Genomic DNA, 21,746 nt, shown 5'->3' with positions numbered 1-21,746 from the left:
ACGTCCCACAGTTAACTTAAAGTTGATATGCATAATCATTTATTACTTTGACATCACCCCGGAAAATAAAAAATTTATATACAACATATCCCACGTTTATTTACCTTCCTGTATATTTATAAATGCCCGTTTTACGGCCATCGAGGCCATGTTGAGTAAATACCTACATGAAAAGAACACTATGCCTGCTCTTCCATGTGTTATGTGTCTTTTTATGGGCACATGGACAAACACAGCAGCCTTACATCCTTAATGGGAACGCTACGCAGCGTTCCTGCAACTGTTATCAGCTTACACCAGCTACTACTTTTGCCAGCGGCACCGTCTGGAATAAAAATAAAATAGACCTAAGCCAGTCTTTTAATTACGTATTTGATGTGAACCTGGGCTGCGATACCAATGGGGCCGATGGCATTGCCTTTATTTTGCAAACGGAAGGCACTAACTTGGGAGCCAATGGCCAGGGTATTGGATTTGAAGGCATTAGCCCCTCGCTTGGCGTATTGATAGACACCTACCAGAATACCTCCGAAAACGATCCTGCTTATGATCACCTGGCCATACAGATGAACGGGCTTACCAATCACCAGGGTACGGGCAACCTGGCCGGCCCGGTGCAGGTGCTGGATGGGGTGAATAATATAAAAGACTGCCAGTGGCACCTGTTGCGCATTCACTGGGATGCCACTACACACACGCTGGAAATAAGTGTTGATAACCAGGTTCGCCTGTCTATCCAGAAAGACCTGGTGCACGATATTTTTAATGACGCTCCTTCCGTATTCTGGGGATTTGCCGGCTCTACGGGCGGTCGTACCAACGTACAGCAATTTTGCGCAGCCCTGCGGCCTGCTTTTGATTTTGACGCTTCCCAAATCCTCTGCGACGGCACCCCGGTGACCTTTGAAAACAGCTCCAGTTCTTTCGGCGAAATAACACGTTGGTATTGGGACCTGGGCGATGGTACCATCTACAATGGCGCTCAACCGCCAGCTCACCTATACCCCGGTGCCGGCATTTATTCCGTTAAATTTGTGATACAGGACAATAGTGGTTGCATCAGCGACACCCTTACAACCAGCGTCACCATTGGATCTTACCCAAAGGCCAATTTTACGCCAGACACCCTTTGCCTGGATGCCACTCCCCTACAACTCAGCGATGCATCCACGGTGGCCGTAGGCACGCTCAATAATTGGCAATGGGACTTTGGCAATGGGAACACCTACTCCGGCAGCAGCGTAACAATACCCTTCACCACCACCGGCAACTATCCCGTAACACTGACCGCCACCACGAAAGAGGGCTGCAACAATACCATCTCCAAAGTACTGCGCATAGCACCCTCCCCGTCGGTAGGCGGCACCTCCAGCAATGTTTGCCTGGGCGATGCCTCCATCTTCAAAGGAGAAAATTTGACCCCCGCTATTAGTATCCGTACCTGGACCTGGGATATGAACAATGGCAGCACCAGCGATGGGCAAAACACCCGTTATACCTACTCCCAGGCGGGCGATTATAATGTGGTGCTGCACGCCACCAGCGATGAAGGTTGCGAAGCCCTGTCGTCTGCCATTCCCATCACCGTACTGGCAGTTAAGGCCGATGCCGGTAAAGACACCATCGTAGCCATTGGCCAGCCTTTACAATTGTTCTCCCATGCCACTAACATTGCCACGGCACAATATACCTGGTCGCCCGCCACAGGACTGAACGATCCTAACAGCGCCAGCCCGGTAGCCATACTGAATGCAGACCAGACCTACCAACTCACGGTAAGTTCGCCCGAAGGATGCCAGGATGAAGACTTCATAAACATCAAAGTGTATAAAGGGCCTGAATTTTATGTACCCAACGCATTTTCGCCCAACGGAGATGGAAAGAACGATTATTTTAAAGCCATTGCCGCAGGCATTCCTAAAATCGATTTCTTCCGCATATGGAACCGCTGGGGGGAACTGGTGTTCTTTACCAGCGACCTCACGGTACCCTGGGATGGTACCATAAAAGGAAAACCTGCCGATATAGCCACTTATGTATGGATGATACAAGGTGTGGACTATACCGGCAGGCGTTTTAGCCGCCAGGGTACCGTTACGTTGGTACGTTAGCGTGCTTATGCTCGTATATGCCTTGCCGTTATCTGCGTTCGTTATATACGCCAAATTCATCGATGCCCGGTGCCTCATCAAACTTATCGATGAGGATGCGCACTTTGCCGCCATACACGCGGTCGAAGCGGTGAATTTTCACGCGGCTGGTATTATTGCCGGTGAGCAGTGGTTTCCAGGCGCCGTTCTCAAAATATTCTATCCGGTACTGCTGAATGTGATGGCTGGTTTCAGTAATGGCAATGGTGTTAAACGCTTCGTCTTTATCGAATACTACTTCAAACCAGGGATGCTGCACGATACTGTTAGACTGCCAGGCAGAATTAAAATCATCGTCAGTAGCGAAGTCCATGATGTTATAATCGTAGCTGTAGCTGGCATTGGTAGGCTGGTGTTTGGCTATGTTATGGGAAATAATGGGAGCATCGTGAGGGGGTAATTCCGCAATAGGTCCTTCATTTTTCCAGCTTTTACCAATGGCACTCAGCGCTGCCAGGGCATTATCATCAATCAGTCCATCACGATTAGGCGCGGCGTTCAGGATGAAGGTGCAGTAAGCATTATTAAGGGGTTTCAGCAGGTCGTTCACCAGCATATTCGGGTCTTTCACCGGCTTGGTGGGGAAGGTGGTTTTCCAGAACCAGGCATCGTTCAGCGGCAGGCAGGTGAGCGCGGGTAGCTGGTTACTTTCCTTGGAAATGCGCTGGCCGGCACCTAGTTCATAAGACTTGATATCGGTATACATCAGCGCTTCCGCCGGGTATTTGGCAGAATTAAGGTCCATCACCAGGCAGCTGGGCTGCAAGGTTTTGATCAGCCGGTAAATTTCCTCGAAAGGCACCGCATCGTACGATATCCTGGACCATGGCGCATCCCAGCCATCTATGATGAGGGCGGGAATTTCTCCGTAATTGGTCAGCAACTCGGTAAGCTGGGCCTTGATCATTTCCACATCTTCCCGGGTAATAAAGCCAGGCCTGATCTTATGATGGGTGTCCAGTATAGAAAAATACAGGCAGGGTTTAATGCCCTGTGCGCGGAAGGCGTTTACATATTCCCGCACTACATCGCGCTTCAGGGGGCTGTGCATCACGTTGTAATCTGTGGTTTTAGTATCCCAGATACAAAAGCCACTATGATGTTTGGTGGTAAGACAGGCATAGGCCATATTCGCCGACTTGGCGGCTTTGGCCCACTGGTTGCAGTCCAGCTTTTTCGGATTAAAGATGGCTGGCGAGGCATCGGGATCGGGCCAGTCCTGGTTGAAGAAGGTTGGAATGTTGAAGTGAATGAACATACCGAAACGCATATCCTCGAACTGCTGCTGCAATTGGGGAAGTGCCGGAGAGGCAGGAGCTACCTGCTGGGCCACCGCGCTGGTGGCGGCTAAGAGACCCAAGGCCAACAGGCCCTGGCGAAAGTGATGGTTGATATTCATGCAGTATATATATAAAATTTTGGAAGGTTTCCTGGGCCAATGTTACACATCTTCATCCGGATTTACCAGTGAATTTTAAGCCTTGAAATGATAGTATTGCAAAGAGCCAAAATACTATCAATTCCCTAAAACGCTGCTGCCAGCCACACCTACTTTCCAATTTCACCTGGCCAGACTAAATTATCTTTGTTACTTTTAGCAAAACGCTTCGTTTCATGCATTGCTCCCGGAACTTTTTTACCCTGCTGGCCGGCGCCACCCTGCTGGCCGCCTGTCAGACCAAACCTACCGTCCAGGAAAAACCGAAGGACATCCTTTCCGCAGACCTGGATAACACCACCCGTCCCTCCGCAGATTTCTTCCAATACGCCAACGGTGGCTGGATCAGCAAAAACCCTATTCCCGGCGAGGAAAGTAGCTGGGGTATCGGTAATCTGGTGATCAATGAAAACCTGAAACGCCTCAAAGTCATCAACCTCCAGGCCGATTCGGCCAAAGCTGCCAAAGGCACCCCCCAGCAGAAAATCGGCGACTTCTGGCATGCCGCCATGGATAGCGCCAATATAGAAGCCAAAGGCCTGACACCCCTGCAACCTTATTTCGAAAAAATAGAGGCCATCACCGATACGCATACACTGATGGCCACCATGGCCTACCTGCATAAAATAGGCGTAAGTCCCATGCTAAGCCTGTTTGTTATGCAGGACGAAAAAAACAGTGAGGTGAATGCTTTGTATTACTGGCAATCGGGCCTATACCTGCCGGAACGCGAGTACTACCTGAAAAAAGACAACACCTCTTTAAAGATTATTGCCAGCTACCAACAGCTAATCACTCACTTCCTCACCATGAGTGGTGTACCTGCCGACACCGCCGCCATCCAGGCGGCGCGCATCCTGCAACTGGAAACCAGCCTTGCCAAAGTACACCGCAAACGGGAAGACCTGCGTGACCCCTATAAGAATTACCATAAAATGGCTACCACCGCACTGTATAAACTGGCGCCTAACCTAGACATGCCCCAATACTTACAGGCATTGCATGCCGAAAAACTGGATTCCATTATCATAGGCCAGCCGGAATATTACACCGCGTTGAGCAACCTGATAAAATCTACTCCCATCGATACCTGGAAAGCCCTATTGCGCTTCCGCCTCATCGATCAGTTTAGCGATGCCCTGCCCAATGCATACGGCGTAGCATCCTTCCAGTTTAAAAAGCTGCTCACCGGCGCCACCGAACGCAAGCCACGCTGGAAACGGACGCTGCTCCATGAAGAAGACGTAATGGGCGAATTACTGGGCCAGTTGTTCGTAAAAGAATACTTCAACGCCACCGCCAAAAAACGCTACGAAGACCTGGTAGAAGCCATTCGCAACGCCTACAAGATCCGCATCCAGCAACTCACCTGGATGAGCGACAGCACCAAGCAAAAGGCGCTGGTAAAATTGTTCGCCATTAAGAAAAAAGTAGGGTATCCCGATAAATGGAAAGATTTCTCCTCCCTGGACATCACTCCGGATAGTTATGTGCAAAACCTGATCAATGGCAATGCCTTCTGGATACGGTATAACTTTAATAAACTGGGCAAACCCGTAAACCGCGACGAATGGGACATGACGCCCCAAACCTATAACGCCTACTACAACCCATCCAATAACGAGATCGTTCTGCCGGCAGGCATCTTTACCGTACCCGGCTACCGCGATGAGCAACTGGACGACGCCCTGGTATACGGCTATGCCGGCGCATCCACCATTGGCCACGAGATAACCCACGGCTTCGACGATCAGGGCCGCCAGTTCGACGAAAAGGGCAACCTCAAAAACTGGTGGAACAAAGCCGATGAAGAGAAATTTAACACCCGCGCCGAAGTAATGGTAAAACAATTCAACAATTTCCTGGTAATAGATACGTTTAAGATTAATGGAAAGGCCACCCTGGGCGAAAACATTGCCGACCTGGGCGGCATTCTGTTGGGATGGGACGCTTTTCAACAAACAACACAGTTCAAACACAACGACAGCATAGGAGGACTCTCTCCCGCACAACGCTATTTCCTTGGCTATGGCCTGGGATGGCTACAGCATAATACGAATGAATCACTCCGCAACCAGGCCTTAACGGACGCGCACGCTCCCGCCAAATTCCGGGTGAACGGACCTTTCCAAAGTGTAGACGCGTTCTACAAAATTTTCAATGTACAACCCACCGATAAAATGTATTTACCAGATAGCCTGCGGGTACACATATGGTAATAAAAAAAACCTACACCTGTATGCATAAACAAACAAGTTTCCAGTGGAGCATGGACGCGGAACCCCACAAGGGCCGCACTAAAACAATCATTCAAGAGCACCCGGGCATCCGCACCCTGATCGGCAAAAACCCTTATACTTTTGCCATCATCTTGTTTTGCGTGGCTTTCCAAATAGGCATCAGCTATCTCGTTAAAGACGGCCCCTGGTGGCTGGTTTTCCTGCTGGCCTATGTGGCCGGGGCCTTTGCCTGCCATACGCTATTTGTATGTATTCACGAATGCGCGCATAACCTGGTCTTTAAAAACCGAATGGCCAATAGTATTGCGGCGATTATTGCTAACCTGCCGCTCGTGTTTCCAAGTGCCATTTCCTTCCAGAAATACCACCTTAAACACCACTCCTACCAGGGCGTGGAGGCGATGGACGCTGATATGCCCTATCGCTGGGAAGCTAGGCTTATCAACAATTCGGTGCTGGGCAAAGCCATCTGGCTGCTCTTCTACCCCATCTTCCAGATGCTGCGCCCCGTACGCCTGAAGGAAATATCCCTGATGGACAAATGGACGGTTATTAACATGGTGGTGCAAGTAGCCTTCATGGCTGTTTTCATTTACTTTTTCGGTGCCAAGGCCCTGGTATATCTGATCACCAGCTTTTTCTTTTCCGTAGGGCTGCACCCGCTGGGCGCACGCTGGATACAAGAGCATTTCCTCACCCATGGCGACCAGGAAACCAAGAGTTACTATGGCGTATTAAATACCGTGAACCTGAATGTGGGCTATCATAATGAACATCACGACTTCCCTTCTATACCCTGGAATAAATTACCCGAGCTGAAAAAAATGGGCGGAGAACATTATACATCACTGGGCAGTCATCGTTCTTACACAGTATTGTTGTTCCAGTTTTTATTTGACCGCAACCTGGGCGTGTACTCACGGATGGCCAGGGATAACCGGGGGAAAAATGTAAAGGTGAAGTAGTGGAATAACGAACGCCTAAAAATAATTTTTCTTTAAACACTTATCTACAACGTAGTATTCCGGGATATGGCTATACCACACAAGTCATATCCCGTATAAGCCATCTGACTTTCCAGCTGTTCACGCACACATGCATTTTAACCCAGGTTGCGCAAGGAGAGCAAACCACGCCGTGATCCCTTCCCGATTACTAAAAAAATTAGTCTCCACCGCCTCCAATTTTCCTATCTTACCGCCCAAAATTAAACCTGCTTTGAACCTTACGGAAGAACAAATTATAGCCATGGCGCCCGACCATGCAGCGAAGCAGGCCGGCCAGGGGCTTGCCACGCCCGCCGTATGGGTGAGCAAGGGCGCCAATGACACCGCCATCTGGGGCTTATGCCAGGGCAGCGGCAGCAAGCCGTATCAAACCCGGGTAAACCTGTCTGACTATACCAATAAATGCTCTTGCCCTAGCCGTAAATTTCCCTGCAAACATAGCCTAGGCCTGCTGTTGCATTACGCACGCCATCGCGCCGAATTTACCGACCATAACGCCCCTACCTGGGTAACAGAATGGCTGCAAAAGGGCAACGACCGCGAAGCCAAAAAAGCCGCAAAAACCAGCCAAATCGTAGATGAAAATGCCCGCGAAAAACGCCAGGAGGCCCGCCACCTAAAAGTGAGCGACGGCGTGGAAGAACTGCTGCGCTGGATCAAGGACTTACTGCACAACGGCCTGGTACAACTGCCCGAAAAAGGCAGCCCCTTCCTCGACAACATCACCCGCCGCATGGTAGATGCACAGGCCCCCGGCCTGGCCACCCTGCTGCGGGAACTCAGCGATATAAACTACTACCGCGAAGGCTGGCCCGCCGCAGCGTTGGAACAACTAGGCCGCCTATACCTGGCCGCCAAAGGATATCAACACATAGACGCACTACCCCAGCATTTGCAACAAGATGTGCGTACCATGATAGGGTTCCCGCAAAGTCAGGATACCCTGAAAGCCATGCCTGGCGTGCAAGACCACTGGATAGTGCTGGGCAAGGAACGCTCCCGGGAAGAACAGCTTACCGTGGAACGCAACTGGCTGTATGGATTGCACACCGGCCAATATGCATTGGTGCTGCAATTTTACGCGCGCAACCAGCAACCCACCTTCAGCGCACTACCGGGTATGATCATCGATGCGGAACTGGTGTTTTTCCCATCCTCCACGCCATTACGCGCCATGGTAAAACACCAGCATGGCAACAAAGACGGTACACCCATTCAGGGCCTGCCGAACTGGCTGGCGGTGCTGGAATGGCAAACCAGGGTACAAAGCCAACAACCCTTCGGCACCCAATACCCATGCATCATAGAAGGCCTGCGCCCTCTGTTGCATGCCGGCCAGTGGTACCTGCAAGACGCCCAGGGACAATGCATGCAACTGGAACCTCCCTATACCGGACTGTGGAAATGGCTAAGCATTAGCGGGGGTACCCCCCTGCAAACCGCCGTATTAGGCAAAGGCAACTGCTACCGGTTATTGGGTGCCTGGAACCATAACGACTACAAATTATTATATGCAAACGTGGAATAACCTGGTCAATATCGCCCTGCTGGGCACCGCCAAAAGGCAGCCTTCGCGGCAGGAACTTCCCCCAGACTTACAACCCATCTGGGATGCCATTCTGGACACGCAGCCAACTAATGCCGATGCATTTTTACAACTCGCCGCCGTAACATCAGCCTACCGGCAAAATGGCCTGCTGCCCATGGCCGCTACCGACAATACCCTTACCATAGCGCCAGCGGAAACACAGGCTTATTGCAGCGCCTTTGCCATGAGCGTACTACACGATGTGCTGGCCGAAGAAAGTGTTCCCTTGCTGCAGTATTGGCTGATCCAATGCGCAGCCAGGTCACAATTGGTATGGCCTGAATTTGTACCAGACCTGTTACAGCGTGCTGCCCACCATGCACCCCTCCGCCCACTGGTAAGTCAATGTAGTGGCGCCCGCGGTGCCTGGCTGGCCGGGCTGAATGCCGACTGGAACTTTGCCCGGACCACCGATGCCGCTACCCGCTGGCAAACCGGTACCCTTAACCACCGACTGGAAGTACTATGCGAGCAGCGCCAGGAAGATCCCGCCAAAGGCAGGGAACTGCTGATGGAAACCTGGAACCAGGAGAACGCCGCCACCCGCGCCGCACTACTATCGCAAATGGAAACCGGGCTGGGTAAAAAAGACCTGCCCTGGCTGGAAAGCCTGCTGAACGATAGAAGCCAGCAAGTAAAAGAGGAAGCCCTACGCCTCCTGGGCCTTATCCCCGAATCGCCACTGGTATTGCAGTACTGGAATGCCTTGCAGCAAGCTGTAACCCTGACTAAAGGCCGGTCTGTAATGGGCTTGGGCGGCAAAAAAACAATACGCTTGGCCTGGCCACCAGATGCAGATCCAGGCATTTTTAAACACGGCATCCAGCAACTAAGCAACCAAAAAAAATTCACAGACGATGAATTTATCATATATCAACTTATGGAAGCCGTGCCGCCCGGATGGTGGGAAGATGCCTTCCAGGCCGACCCCGCAGACATCATCGGCTGGCTGGAAGCAGGCCATAAAAAATTCGTAAAAGCACTGGCCAGCGCCGCCCTTCGTTTTAAAGACCAACGCTGGATGATAGCCCTGGCCGAACACGCCACTACGTTTTATATAGAAACCCTGGAATTTTTGCCGGAACACCTGCAAGACCGCTTTGCCGTTACGGCCTTCCAGACAGACCCCGAAACTACGCTGCACATTGCCGGCACCTATGCCCGCAAATGGCCGCTGGACCTGGCCCGTGCCATCTTCAGCTTTACCGCCAGCCAGCCATACCAATACAGCAAACAATTTTACCAGTTGCAGGTACGCCGCATACCAGAAGCCATTGCCCCCGAATTGGAAAAACTGGGTCCGAAAGAACCCTATACCCAACATGTGTGGAACGGCATGCGACACTACATTCAAAAACTCATTGACATAAAAGCCAACACCATCCGCGCTTTTAATCCGTAACCAGTAAATGCTCTATATGTCAGCTATTTTACGCGGGCACGCCGAACAGCTATATGCCCAGGAATTGGAAGAACTAAAAAAACAAGACAACGGCTCCAGGCCGGAGAACTGGCTGCTATCACCGCCAGCGGTGGTTGCCTACCTGATGGGCGGCACGCTGAAAAATGGGTTTGAGGTAAGTCCTAAATACATCGGCAACCGCCGTTTGATGGAAATAGCGGTGGCTACCCTCACTACAGACCGCGCCCTGCTGCTCTACGGGCTGCCTGGCACCGCCAAAAGCTGGGTGAGCGAACACCTTTCCGCCGCCATCAGCGGCGATTCTACCATGATGGTACAGGGCACTGCCGGTACCAGCGAAGAGTCTATACGCTATGGCTGGAACTATGCACGCCTGCTGGCCGAAGGCCCTACGGAAAATGCCCTCGTGGCCACACCCGTTATGCGCGCCATGCAACTGGGCAAAATAGTCCGCATCGAAGAACTTACCCGCATTGGTGCCGATGTACAGGATGCCCTGATCACCATTCTCTCGGAGAAATCATTGCCCATCCCTGAACTCAATACCGAAGTTCAAGCGGTGCGAGGCTTCAACGTAATTGCTACCGCCAATAACCGCGACAAAGGCGTGAACGAACTGTCCAGCGCCCTGAAACGCCGCTTCAACACCGTTATCCTGCCCGTACCCGACAGTATAGAGGAGGAGATAAATATTGTAAAGCGCCGGGTAGAAAGCTATGAAAAAGTAATGCAGCTACCCGCCGAACTGCCCGCGCTCCAGGAAATCCGCCGCGTGGTAACCATGTTCCGGGAGCTGCGCAACGGCGTTACTGCCGATGGCAAAACCAAGATCAAAACACCCAGCGGCACCCTCAGCACCGCAGAAGCCATTTCGGTCATGAATAGCGGACTATCCATGGCCGCCTATTTTGGCGATGGCCGCCTTACCGCCGCCGACCTGGCAGCAGGCATCATCGGCGCCGTGATCAAAGACCCCATGCAGGATAAACTAATATGGCAGGAATACGTGGAAACCGTGATCAAAACCCGCGATGAATGGAAAGACCTTTACCGCGCCTGCCGCGACCTGGCATAACCGATTTTTAAAGTGAAACTGAAACACACCACATGGCAACCCATGTTTTAGGCATACGACACCACGGACCCGGCTCCGCGCGCAATGTGCGCCGGTTCCTGGAAACCCTGCAGCCCGATATTGTGCTGGTTGAAGGCCCGCCAGATGCAGATCCCATCCTGCAATGGGTGAACAACGCGGCCATGAAACCGCCAGTAGCCATCCTTTGCTTTCAACCAGACCAGTTGCTGCACAGCGTATTTTACCCCTTCGCGGAGTTCTCGCCGGAGTGGCAGGCCATTCTTTATGCCCGGCAGCATAATATTCCCGTACGTTTTATGGACCTGCCCGTGGCCCATGTATTTGCACTGGAACAACAGTGGCAGGAAAAACGCGATCATGAAAAAGCTGCATCCACACCATCTACCAGCATTACCCATGCCGCAGCTACCGATACAGCACCCCTCCCCGCCTTCACCCACGATCCGGTAGCACACCTGGCCAGGGCAGCGGGTTTTAGCGATGGAGAAAAATGGTGGGAACATATGTTCGAGTTCCGGCAGGATAATGAACAGGTATTTGAAGCTGTAACAGAAGCCATGCAGGTATTGCGCGAAGCCTATCCCAAAAAAGACGCTTACATGGAGCGCCTGCGTGAAGCCTGGATGCGCAAAACCATTCGACAGGCAGAAAAAGAAATGTATACTACCGCCGCCGTAATTTGCGGCGCCTGGCACGCCCCCGCCCTGCAAAACATGCCCAAACAAAAGGAGGATAACGACCTGCTCAAAAACCTCCCTAAAGTAAAAGTGGAATGCACCTGGATACCCTGGACCTACAATCGCCTGAGTTTTGACAGCGGTTATGGAGCCGGTATCCATTCGCCTGGCTGGTATCATCACACCTGGCACTACCCTGCCGACGACGGTACCCGCTGGATGGCCAAAGTAGCCGCCCTGCTGCGTGAAAAACAAATGGATACTTCTGTGGCCCACGTGATAGAAGCCGTGCGCCTGGCGGAGTCGCTGGCTGCGCTGCGCGGACTGAGCAAGGCCGGCCTCGAAGAGCTGAACGAGGCCACCCTCAGTGTGTTGTGCCATGGAGAGCCTATGCTCCTGGAACTCATTCACAACACGCTCATCGTAAGCGATACCATCGGCGAAGTACCTACCGATATTCCAAAACCACCCCTGCAAAGTGATATTGAAAAAACGCAGAAGCGGCTAAGACTGCCCGCCACCGCAGATTTCAAAGACTACACGCTGGACCTCCGCAAAGAAAACGACCTGGAACGCAGCATATTCCTGCACCGCCTGCAACTGCTGGGCATTCCCTGGGGAGAAAACCAGGCCGTGGCCGGCAAAGGCACTTTTAAAGAACAATGGCGACTGCAATGGGAACCGGAATATGCCATCACCATCATCGAAAAAGGCAATTGGGGCAATACCGTGCAAGAAGCCGCCACCCAATACGTGCATCACCAGGCGCAGGAAGCCAACAGCCTGACCATGGTATGCGGCCTGCTCGCCAATGCCATGCCCGCAGCACTGCCCCAGGCCGTGGAAACGCTTATCCACTGCATTAACAACCTGGCCGCCGCTACCGGCGATGTGTTGCAACTCATGGAGGTAGTACCCGGCCTGGTAAACGTGGCCCGCTATGGCAACGTGCGCAATACAGATGCGGATATGGTGACCAACATTACCAGCAGCATGATCATCCGGATATGCATTAGCCTCCCCGCTGCCTGCACCGCATTGGACGAAACAGCGGCGCAGGCACTCACCGGGCAACTCTACAAAATGGACGACGCCATCCGCCTGCTCCAGCAGTCAGCTATTACTGAACCCTGGCAGCAAACCCTGTACACCATTGCCCGGCAAGACAGCGCCACCCCTATGGTAAAAGGGTATGCCACCCGCCTCCTGGCAGACCATCAATTGCTGCAGGGCGAAGCACTGATGCAATGTTTTTACTTCGGCATGTCGCACGCGCAAACGCCTGCCAGCAGCGCCGCCTGGCTGGAAGGTTTCCTGAAAGGCAGCGGTACCTTCCTGCTGCTGGACCCCCAATTATGGCACGTTATCCATCATTGGGTGAGCCAGTTGACGCCCGCCGTGTTCGAGGAAGTACTGCCTTTACTCCGCCGTACTTTCTCTCACTTTACGCCCGCCGAACGCCGTAAGCTGGGCGAAAAAGCCAAACAGACCAACAGACAGGCCCCACCAACCACCAACCAGGAAAACGACGCCTTTGACCCCGCAAGAGCATGGCGGGGCGTACCGGTAGTTCTGCAATTATTAGGCATTCAAATCAACAAACCATGAGTAACGCCAACGCACCTACGAACAATGCTACAGCAGCCGCGATGAACCATGAACAAGAACTCCACAAATGGCGCTTAATACTGGGCGGTCATGAAAATGACGGTACCGGCGTAGCCCTGGAAGACCGACTCCTCCAAATGGATAAGACCCTGGAAGCTCTCTATGATCAAGACCGTACCGGCGGCCTGGGTCCATCTTCCCCCAATGTGAGCCGCTGGCTGGGTGATATCCGTACCTTTTTCCCCTCGGCGGTAGTGCAGGTAATGCAGCAGGATGCACTGAAACGACTTAACCTCACCCAGATGCTGTTTGAAAAAGAAATGTTGGAAAATGTAACGCCCGATGTGAACCTGGTGGCCACCCTCCTGAGCCTGAGCCGCGTAATACCCGACCGCACCAAAGACACTGCCCGCATGGTGGTAAGAAAAGTGGTGGATGCCCTGTTGCAAAAACTTACCCATCCCACCCAACAAGCCATTAATGGCAGTTTAAACCGTAGTGTGCGTAACCATCGCCCACGCCATCATGAAATAAACTGGCCTGCCACCATCCTCAAAAACTTACAGCACTACCAGCCCGATTATCAAACGGTTATCCCGGAAACCCTGGTGGGATATGGCCGTCGCCGCAATGCACTGAAAGATATAGTACTCTGTGTAGACCAAAGTGGTTCCATGGGCAGCTCGGTAGTATATTCCGGCATCTTTGGCGCTGTGATGGCCTCTATACCGGCCGTAAACACGCACATGATCGTTTTCGACACCGCCGTAGCCGATCTCACCGAGGAACTCAGCGACCCGGTAGAACTGCTTTTCGGTGTACAACTGGGTGGTGGCACCGATATACAATTGGCTCTGGGTTATTGCCAGCAACTTATTTCCCGCCCCTCAGACACTGTCATGGTATTGATCACCGACCTGTTCGAAGGCGGCAACACCGACAACCTACGCAAACGCGCCACCTCCCTGGTTTCCGCCGGCGTACAGCTCATTGTTTTATTAGCGCTTAGCGATGATGGTGCGCCGCATTACGATCATGGCAATGCCCGGTTTTTAGCCACCCTCGGCATCCCTGTTTTTGCCTGCACGCCGGACAAATTTCCCGACCTCATGGCGGCCGCTTTGAACAAACAAGACATTTCCCAATGGGCCGCTCAGGAAAACATTCCGCTAAAAAAATAGCGCACTGTTTATGCTACTTATGATCAAAAATATCAACGCGTGATATCCTTAATTTAGTTTTCAGTGACGCTTTTTGTCTTTAGATTTTTTTTCGTAAAATAACTATCTGTACTGTTTGCCGGCAGCCAAGTTTCGCAACAACTTCCATGCCCCCACTTTTTCGATATCTTTGCCCAAACCTCCCCTGTATGCTGAAGCAAATAACCCTCTCCCTTTGCTTGTTACTGCTATCCTTCCAAACCCCGGATATCATAACAGCCATCCAGCACAAATGCCAGGAAATCGACGCCGCAAAGCCTTCCTTTGCCCACCTCAAAAAAAACGAAGACGGCATTAGCGCCGAAGGTGCCGCCATAGACGGCTATTATGATATCAGCGGCTTTCGTATCATCACAGAATCGGTGTACGCTGTAAATAGCCAAAATAAAACAACGCTTTATTTTGATCCTAAAAACCAGCTCATCCTGGTCGACGACCGCCTCATTACCTACGCCGTACCCATGTACGACACTACCTTCAACCTGAAAGACAGCCGCACGGTAGCCTCCCGATATTATTTCAACCAACGCAAAATGGTAAAATGGTTAGGGCCCAGGGCTAAAGACAGCACGCATAAAAAATACGCCGACCAGCAAGCCGCCTGGCTGGATTATGCAGATAATATGGTAAAACAAATGACGAAATACTATATAAAAAATTCGCCACCCAACCAGCGCTATCTTCCCCTTACCGGAAATTAATACCACCATAAAAAGAAACGCCCGAGAAAATTCGCAGGCGCTTTTCCCGGTTACACACAACACACATTTAAATATGGAAAGCCTCCCAGGCACCAGCGGTAGTACGGTTGCAGGTCATGGCCTGCGTACCGTTTTCGCTGGATATGTACTTACCATTATTGCCAATCAATGAGATGGTGCCATCCGGTTGTACCTGCCAGGTAAACTTCTCCCAGTCGCCGACGGTAGTACGGTTGCAGGTGATGGCCTGGGTACCGTCTTCACTGCTCACATATTTGCCCATGCTGCGCAACGATACTTTTCCATTGCCGGCATCTAACACGGTGAACTTCTCCCAGTCGTCTGCTGTGGTACGGTTACAGGTCATAGCCTGCGTGCCGTTTTCACCACTTACATACAAGCCGTTGCTGCCCTTCAGCGAAATAACCGACCCAATGGGTGGGGCGCTGGTGTTAGTCATATTGTACACGCGCACATAATCCACCAGCATGGTGGTGGGAAGGGCGCCATCATTAATGGTATTGCCTGGCAAATCGCCGCCCACGGCCAGGTTCAGGATAATATAAAAAGGATTGTGAAAAGCACCTGTGTTGTTGATATTATTAGCAATATTGCCCGTCACGTAATTCGTGCCATCCACATACCAGCGAATGCTGCTGGCGTCCCACTCTACCGCATACACGTGATAGTCGGTGGCAGTAGCGCCCGTGCTGCCACCATATTGCACATGGCCGCTGCCCGCATCCCAATGCATAGTACCCAAAATGGTGTTGTTGGTATTCACCTGTTCCATAATATCGATCTCCCCACATTTGGGCCAGCCTACATTAGGGTCACTGATATTGGCCCCGAGCATCCAGAAAGCGGGCCACATGCCTTGTACACCAGGCAGTTTTATACGGGCCTCTATGCGGCCATAAGTAGGTTGAAACTTGCCGGCAGTGGTCAGCTTGGCCGACGTGTAAGGCTGTCCGCCCACACTTTGTTTACGGGCGGTAATTACCAGGTTGCCCCCGGTTACGGTGGCATTGGCAGATTGGTAGTATTCCTGCTCATTATTCACCCCGGGATTACCGTTGTCAATATTCCAGTTACTGGTATTAACGGAGGAACCATCAAATTCGTCCTGCCATACCAACTGGTAGGTAACGGCCCTGGCAGCGGTGGGCAATGTGGAAGAAGGGGTACTGCCTGTGTCCAGGTTTTTGTTGCAGGACAGCAAACAAATGGCGCTCATCAGGAAGCCGCCGGTTAACATGGCTTTTTTCATAACTTAATTTTTAAGTGATAAATGGATTACAGCAAACCCGGCATGATGGGGGCATGCCAGGTAAAAATAACGGGTTATAACGTGGTAGTTATGCATACAGCGTATAAAAAGCATACGGGGGTAGTAGCAGCTGCGATAATACGCCATCTGGAAGAATACGGCAAAAAAATTTTCCGGAAAAGGCCCGCTGCCGCCATGTTGCAGCCGGCTGCAAAAAAATCCGTTTGGGGTAACAGAATTTTTATAAATTGATCCCGCTATAATTGTTAAATCGTGTAGCAGATATACTTCCCATTCAGAATCCATTCAATACATGCCCATGTTCCGTGGCCTTTTTTACTGCCTGCTTTTATTATGTATGACCAGGGGAATTATGGCCCAGGAAAAAATTAACCTGTATGCCGGGGCTGGCTACCAAAACAGTAATTCCCGCTGGTCTATAGCGGGCAATAGTAACGGCGGCAACCCCAATATTTATTCGGAACTGATCTGGAAAAACCTGCAAAGCGCCACCGTGCAGGTGGGCGGCACTTACCGTTTTTATAAGCAATGGGGCCTGCGCGCCGAATATGGAGAAGCCTTTATACAAGGTGGCCGTGTTACCGACACCGACTACGGCGCAGACAACCGGCAGCAGCCCGTTTACAAAGGGGTGTTTAAAGACGATAAAGGCCATTTCACCTCCTTCCATGCCGCGCTGACTTACACCTTCCAGCTGCACCACTGGTACCTTACTCCAATGCTGGGATATGTATACAACCGGCAGGCCCTCTATATCCTGCCCTCCCACGCCGGCGACCCGTCTGACCTGCACAGCACCTATAACGCCCGCTGGCAGGGACTGCTGGTTGGCGTGGAGGCCATGTTTTATGCCGGTAAGCGCATGACCATCTGCCCCTCGCTGCAATACGATCCCCTGCAATACGATGCCACCGCCAATTGGAACCTGATCACCCAGTTCAGTCACCCGAAAAGCTTTACCCACGCCGCCAACGGGTATACACTGCAACCAGCTTTACAAGTAAATTATACCGTGCATACCCATGTGAAAATATTTGCCCGCGCACAATATGCCTATTGGAAAACCGGCCACGGCACCGATAAATTATTCCTAACCACTGGCGAAACTGATGTAACGCAACTGAACGGCGTAATCCGCCATGAGGGAGGAGCACTTCTGGGTATCATGTTCACCTGGTAACTCTGCCTGCTTTCATTTGCCTGTCCTTCCTCTCCATGCAGACATTCAAGGCCCCATTTTGCCGGGCATCACCACCTAGGTTTCTGGTTACATCGCCAATAAAATAGCCACCGGAAAAACCCGGTGGCCATCTGGCAAGTTTTGCCAGCAGATCTTTTGATGGACAACCCAGCCCTTCGCTGTGATTAGGCAGCGAAGGCCGGAAGTTTCCATGACTTATCTGTAGATTGCATGAATACCTCCTTTTCTTTGATGAGTTTTAAAGTTACGCAAAAAACAAACAAGAAACTGCACCAGCTCGCCTACATGCGCACCACCGCATTTCATGATAAAAATGCTACCAGTTATCCGCCCAAACCCGCCGCGAACGTAGAAATCCCCCTATTGTAAATCCCGTAGGTTTGCGCTTGTTTTTTGGGGTCCACGGGCCTAATTTTACACCCGGTTGTTAACAAAAAAATCCTATTCACCCATTACACCTGCTGAATTTTTAAGTAGCCCCAAAAAACAACGGCCCACTATACAGGCTCCCTATTCATGGGAGCCTGCATCTTGGGAAAAAAAATCAGCCCCGGCTGTAAAAATGATATACTTCGCTTATCCAATAATTTATTATTTGTCCGCCCACTATCATTTTAATTGATACCCTCATCTTATATATCGATGAGGCTCCTGCCACGTGTGATGGCAGGCCCACCCAAAAGCCCCAACTGGCAGACATATTACCCAATCATGACCCCGCTGTGGCGTGGATACCTCACTTGTTTTAATTTCGTTAAAAATGATCCGCCCTATTGGATATGCCATAGTTATAGCATCAATCGGCTATCTTTGCTCAACTAACTGACTGACAAATATCATTCAGCAACGTTTTAGTAAATTTTATTTTTGTGTCATGAACAACATGGTAAAACAAGACCGTAAGCCACCGATCTGGCTTCACCAGGTGGATTTCCTTGGAATACACGCCCTGCCACTGCTGGCTATCTTCACCCACGTCACTACTTTCGACTGGATTCTTTGTGCATCGTTATACGTAGTGCGCATGTTCTTTGTAACAGCGGGCTATCACCGATATTTTTCGCATCGCACCTTTAAAACCAGCCGCTTTTTCCAGTTTATCCTGGCAGGGGGCGCGCAGAGCAGCCTGCAAAAAGGCGCATTGTGGTGGGCCTCCAATCACCGCATTCACCATAAACACAGTGATACCCCTGAAGACCCGCATTCCGCTAACGTGTACGGCTTCTGGTATGCCCACATCGGCTGGATCATGGGTCCCGAACACAAGGCTACCCGCTTTGACCTGATTAAAGATTTCAAAAACCGCGAGCTGGTATGGCTCAATAAATGGCACTGGGTTCCTGCCTTTGTATTGGCAGTAGCCTGCTACTTCGTAGGGAATAAGGTTAACGGCGGCAGCTTCTTTGCCTTCCATGCAGGTCTGAGTACCCTGCTCATTGGGTTTTTTCTGAGTACCATCTTTTTGTACCATGGAACCTTCACCATCAACTCGCTGATGCACAAATGGGGCCGCCCCCGTTATGTAACCGGCGATTACAGCAAGAATAGTCCTATCCTGGCCCTCATTACCCTGGGCGAAGGCTGGCATAATAACCACCACTACTACCAGAGCGCTGCACGGCAGGGCTTTTACTGGTGGGAGTTTGATATCACCTACTACACCTTGCGTACCCTGGGCCTCTTTGGCATAATATGGGACATCCGGGAAGTACCCAAGAAAGTACAGGAAAGCAATAAAATTAAAGACCTGAAACAAAAACCGGCCACCGAAAAAGCATTGGCAGAAAATTAATACACAGGTTAAATCATTCTATTTTTAAAAATGCCGGCGACTCACCTCACCGGCATTTTATTTTCACGGGTGCTTCCTGTCTTACAAAAACCCGCGGAAGACTTATCTTTACCCCCAGAGGGTTTGTCTGTTTATGATGAGACGTGTTTTTTTATTAGGTTGGTTACTACTCACTGGTTACAACGCCCTGCGCGCACAACAGCCCGTGTCTATCAGCGCCGGGCAAGACCAGCATATTTTTACCTACGGAGAAATTCAGTGGCTGGAAGATAGCCTGCAACCCAAGTCCTTCGCACAGATTCTGGCACTACCCGACACCGCCTTCCGCGATAGCCATACCAGCACCCCCGGCAATACCAAACCCAACGTATATTACTGGTACCGCATAAAAATCCAACACGATCCGGGTATTAACAAACAATATATCCTCGAATTCTTCGACCAAACCATAGACGACCTGCTGGCCTTTATGCCCGACAGCCTGGGCCATTATCACGCTGTGCAACTAGGCGACGCTTACCCCTTCGCCCAACGCACCTTCCGCCACAAAAACTTTGAACTGCAGCTAGACAATAGTTACCCCGGCGCACCGGTATACTACTTCCGCGTGCGTTCCGCCCAAACGGCAGATATGATAGTGGTGCTGCGTTCCATGAACAAATTCATTGCCTACGCCCTCACTGAATACATCACTTTCGGCCTATTCTATGGAATGATCCTGGTCTTTTGTTTCTACAACCTGATCATGTTAATCGCCATGCGCCAGCGCCAATACTTATGGTATGTCCTATATATTATCAGCATAGGGTTTTACGAAATGAGTGCCGATGGAATTGCCTACCAATACATCTGGCCCCATGCACCACTGTGGAACCAGTACGCCTATGCCGTACCCTTATGCTGTATGAGCGTTTTTGCCCTGTCCTTTACCCGGTCTTTATTATATATTAAAGTCCGCGCGCCAAGGCTAAACCAATTCATTATCAGCGTGATAGTAATCAGGTTATTATTTTTTGCTTACTGCTATTGCTTTAACCGCTACTGGTTTAACTATAAATTCATTGAGATCATCCCGCTGGCGCTGGCCTTTGGCAGTGGCATTTATATTTACCAACATGGCTACCGCGCCGCACGTTTTTTTGTGCTGGGGTATAGCTTCCTGTTTGCCGGGTTTATGTTGAAATTCTTTATCATGCTGGGCTATAGCTGGCTGAATTTCGGAGCCTTCAGTTACTACAGCCTGAGCTGCTGTTTTATCCTGGAAATGTTTTTCCTCTCCTTCGCCATAGGCGACAAGCTGCGCCTGCTAAAGAAGAAAAAAGAAAAAGCCCAGCAGGAAATCATTCGCCAGATGACCGTGCATGCCCGCCTAAAAGACAGCCTGAACCAGCAGCTGGAACAGCAGGTAAAAGAGCGTACCCAGGAACTGGAGGAAAAAACACGCCTGATTGAAGCCCAGAACCATGAGTTGCTAGATAAAAACCACCTGATTGAAGCCCAGAACCATGAGTTGAACGACGCCAACCACTTGCTGCAATTACAATCCAGGGAAATTCAGCGCATGAACACCATGCTGGAAGAAGACAACCAGCAACTACTGCACAATGTGGAAAAGGTAAGACGCGCCCGGGCTTTGAGCGCTCCAGTAGATTTTGAAGAATTTAGCCGCACCTACCCCGATAATGAAAGTTGCTTCCGCTTCCTGGCAGCATTAAAGTGGGGCAACAGCTACCATTGCCATAAGTGTGGTCATGACCATTACTTTGCCGGTCACGCTCCCTTTAGCCGGCGCTGCTCCAAGTGCAATTACGAAGAGTCTGTAATGGCCAATACCATTTTCCAGAATACCCGCATTCCCATTAATAAGGCCTTTTATATGATATTCCTGGTGTATACCACCAAAGGCAAGATTTCCTCCCACAAACTCAGCGAAATGCTGGACATACGCCAAAGCACCTGCTGGAGCTACCAGCATAAGGTGAAAACTATTATGGAAGAGCGGAAAAAAGAACTAAAGCAGGCCGATGCCAGTGGCTGGAGCCGGCTGGTGTTATAACCGGCAGGTTTCCTGCATCAATATCCTGGCACTCCCTACCTTACTATAACTGCATGCTATTTTCAAGATGCCTTTATCTTGGGCGCTGATGCTATTCCCTGGTCGTCCTCTACCTCACTTTAATTTTCAAGGTGCTATCATCCCGGGCGCAAGTAGCACGATGCAGTCAGTTTTTACAGATTTGCGAGGGGAAGTAACCTGCTTCTTAAAATTTAGTTTCCTGTAATAGAGCGTATCGTTTTCCTCATGGCTGATTTT

The 21,746-nt window shown here is 50.9% G+C and carries 15 protein-coding genes; 13 read left to right on the top strand and 2 right to left on the bottom strand.

The window, feature by feature from the left end; genetic code table 11:
* Window positions 1-167: 167 nt before the first annotated feature.
* Window positions 168-2,111: a lectin-like domain-containing protein gene (locus tag GA0116948_RS07820; protein WP_089710815.1), complete on the top strand. Its 1,944-nt coding sequence runs from the start codon at window positions 168-170 to the stop codon at window positions 2,109-2,111.
* A gap of 28 nt (window positions 2,112-2,139) precedes the next feature.
* On the opposite strand, the gene GA0116948_RS07815 is transcribed toward GA0116948_RS07820, so the two are convergent.
* Window positions 2,140-3,549, bottom strand: a complete 1,410-nt coding sequence (locus tag GA0116948_RS07815) for an alpha-L-fucosidase (protein WP_089710813.1) — start codon at window positions 3,547-3,549, stop codon at window positions 2,140-2,142.
* Between the two features lie 215 nt (window positions 3,550-3,764).
* On the opposite strand from GA0116948_RS07815, the gene GA0116948_RS07810 reads away from it, so the two are divergent.
* The 8 genes from GA0116948_RS07810 to GA0116948_RS07775 all read left to right on the top strand — a co-directional run bounded on the left by GA0116948_RS07810 (window position 3,765) and on the right by GA0116948_RS07775 (window position 15,148).
* Window positions 3,765-5,807: a M13 family metallopeptidase gene (locus GA0116948_RS07810; protein ID WP_089710811.1), complete on the top strand. Its 2,043-nt coding sequence runs from the start codon at window positions 3,765-3,767 to the stop codon at window positions 5,805-5,807.
* Between the two features lie 20 nt (window positions 5,808-5,827).
* A complete protein-coding gene (locus GA0116948_RS07805; protein ID WP_089711152.1) occupies window positions 5,828-6,793 on the top strand; it encodes a fatty acid desaturase in 966 nt (321 codons plus the stop codon).
* Window positions 6,794-7,046: 253 nt separating this feature from the next.
* A complete protein-coding gene (locus GA0116948_RS07800) occupies window positions 7,047-8,363 on the top strand; it encodes an SWIM zinc finger family protein (protein WP_089710810.1) in 1,317 nt (438 codons plus the stop codon).
* Window positions 8,347-9,825, top strand: coding sequence for a DUF5691 domain-containing protein (locus GA0116948_RS07795; RefSeq protein ID WP_089710808.1), 1,479 nt, complete (start codon window positions 8,347-8,349; stop codon window positions 9,823-9,825). The genes GA0116948_RS07800 and GA0116948_RS07795 overlap by 17 nt, the downstream gene beginning before the upstream one ends.
* 16 nt (window positions 9,826-9,841) lie before the next feature.
* Window positions 9,842-10,921, top strand: a complete 1,080-nt coding sequence (locus tag GA0116948_RS07790) for an ATP-binding protein (RefSeq protein WP_089710806.1) — start codon at window positions 9,842-9,844, stop codon at window positions 10,919-10,921.
* Between the two features lie 32 nt (window positions 10,922-10,953).
* On the top strand, window positions 10,954-13,227 hold the full coding sequence (locus GA0116948_RS07785; protein WP_089710804.1) for a DUF5682 family protein: 2,274 nt from the start codon (window positions 10,954-10,956) through the stop codon (window positions 13,225-13,227).
* Complete coding sequence (locus tag GA0116948_RS07780; RefSeq protein ID WP_240619159.1) at window positions 13,224-14,408, top strand: VWA domain-containing protein; 1,185 nt, start codon at window positions 13,224-13,226, stop codon at window positions 14,406-14,408. The genes GA0116948_RS07785 and GA0116948_RS07780 overlap by 4 nt, the downstream gene beginning before the upstream one ends.
* Window positions 14,409-14,596: 188 nt before the next feature.
* Entirely contained in the window at window positions 14,597-15,148 is a 552-nt protein-coding gene (locus tag GA0116948_RS07775) for a hypothetical protein (RefSeq protein ID WP_089710803.1), read from the top strand.
* A gap of 67 nt (window positions 15,149-15,215) precedes the next feature.
* Here the strand turns inward: GA0116948_RS07775 and GA0116948_RS07770 are convergent, their stop codons facing one another.
* Window positions 15,216-16,418: a family 16 glycosylhydrolase gene (locus GA0116948_RS07770; protein WP_089710801.1), complete on the bottom strand. Its 1,203-nt coding sequence runs from the start codon at window positions 16,416-16,418 to the stop codon at window positions 15,216-15,218.
* Window positions 16,419-16,776: 358 nt separating this feature from the next.
* On the opposite strand from GA0116948_RS07770, the gene GA0116948_RS07760 reads away from it, so the two are divergent.
* From GA0116948_RS07760 to GA0116948_RS07750, 4 genes are all read left to right on the top strand, one after another.
* Window positions 16,777-17,619, top strand: coding sequence for a hypothetical protein (locus GA0116948_RS07760; protein WP_089710798.1), 843 nt, complete (start codon window positions 16,777-16,779; stop codon window positions 17,617-17,619).
* Between the two features lie 231 nt (window positions 17,620-17,850).
* Window positions 17,851-18,009 (top strand): hypothetical protein, encoded by a 159-nt coding sequence (locus GA0116948_RS21225; protein WP_165798371.1) that lies wholly within the window; start codon window positions 17,851-17,853, stop codon window positions 18,007-18,009.
* Window positions 18,010-18,514: 505 nt separating this feature from the next.
* Entirely contained in the window at window positions 18,515-19,432 is a 918-nt protein-coding gene (locus GA0116948_RS07755) for an acyl-CoA desaturase (RefSeq protein ID WP_089710796.1), read from the top strand.
* 133 nt (window positions 19,433-19,565) lie between these two features.
* Complete coding sequence (locus tag GA0116948_RS07750; protein ID WP_089710794.1) at window positions 19,566-21,488, top strand: 7TM diverse intracellular signaling domain-containing protein; 1,923 nt, start codon at window positions 19,566-19,568, stop codon at window positions 21,486-21,488.
* Window positions 21,489-21,746 lie beyond the last annotated feature (258 nt).

It is taken from the genome of Chitinophaga costaii, from assembly GCF_900094705.1.
Taxonomy (GTDB): Bacteria; Bacteroidota; Bacteroidia; order Chitinophagales; family Chitinophagaceae; genus Chitinophaga; species Chitinophaga costaii.
Note: the sequence above shows the minus strand (reverse complement) of the source record. Positions and strands in the feature narration are given on the sequence as shown.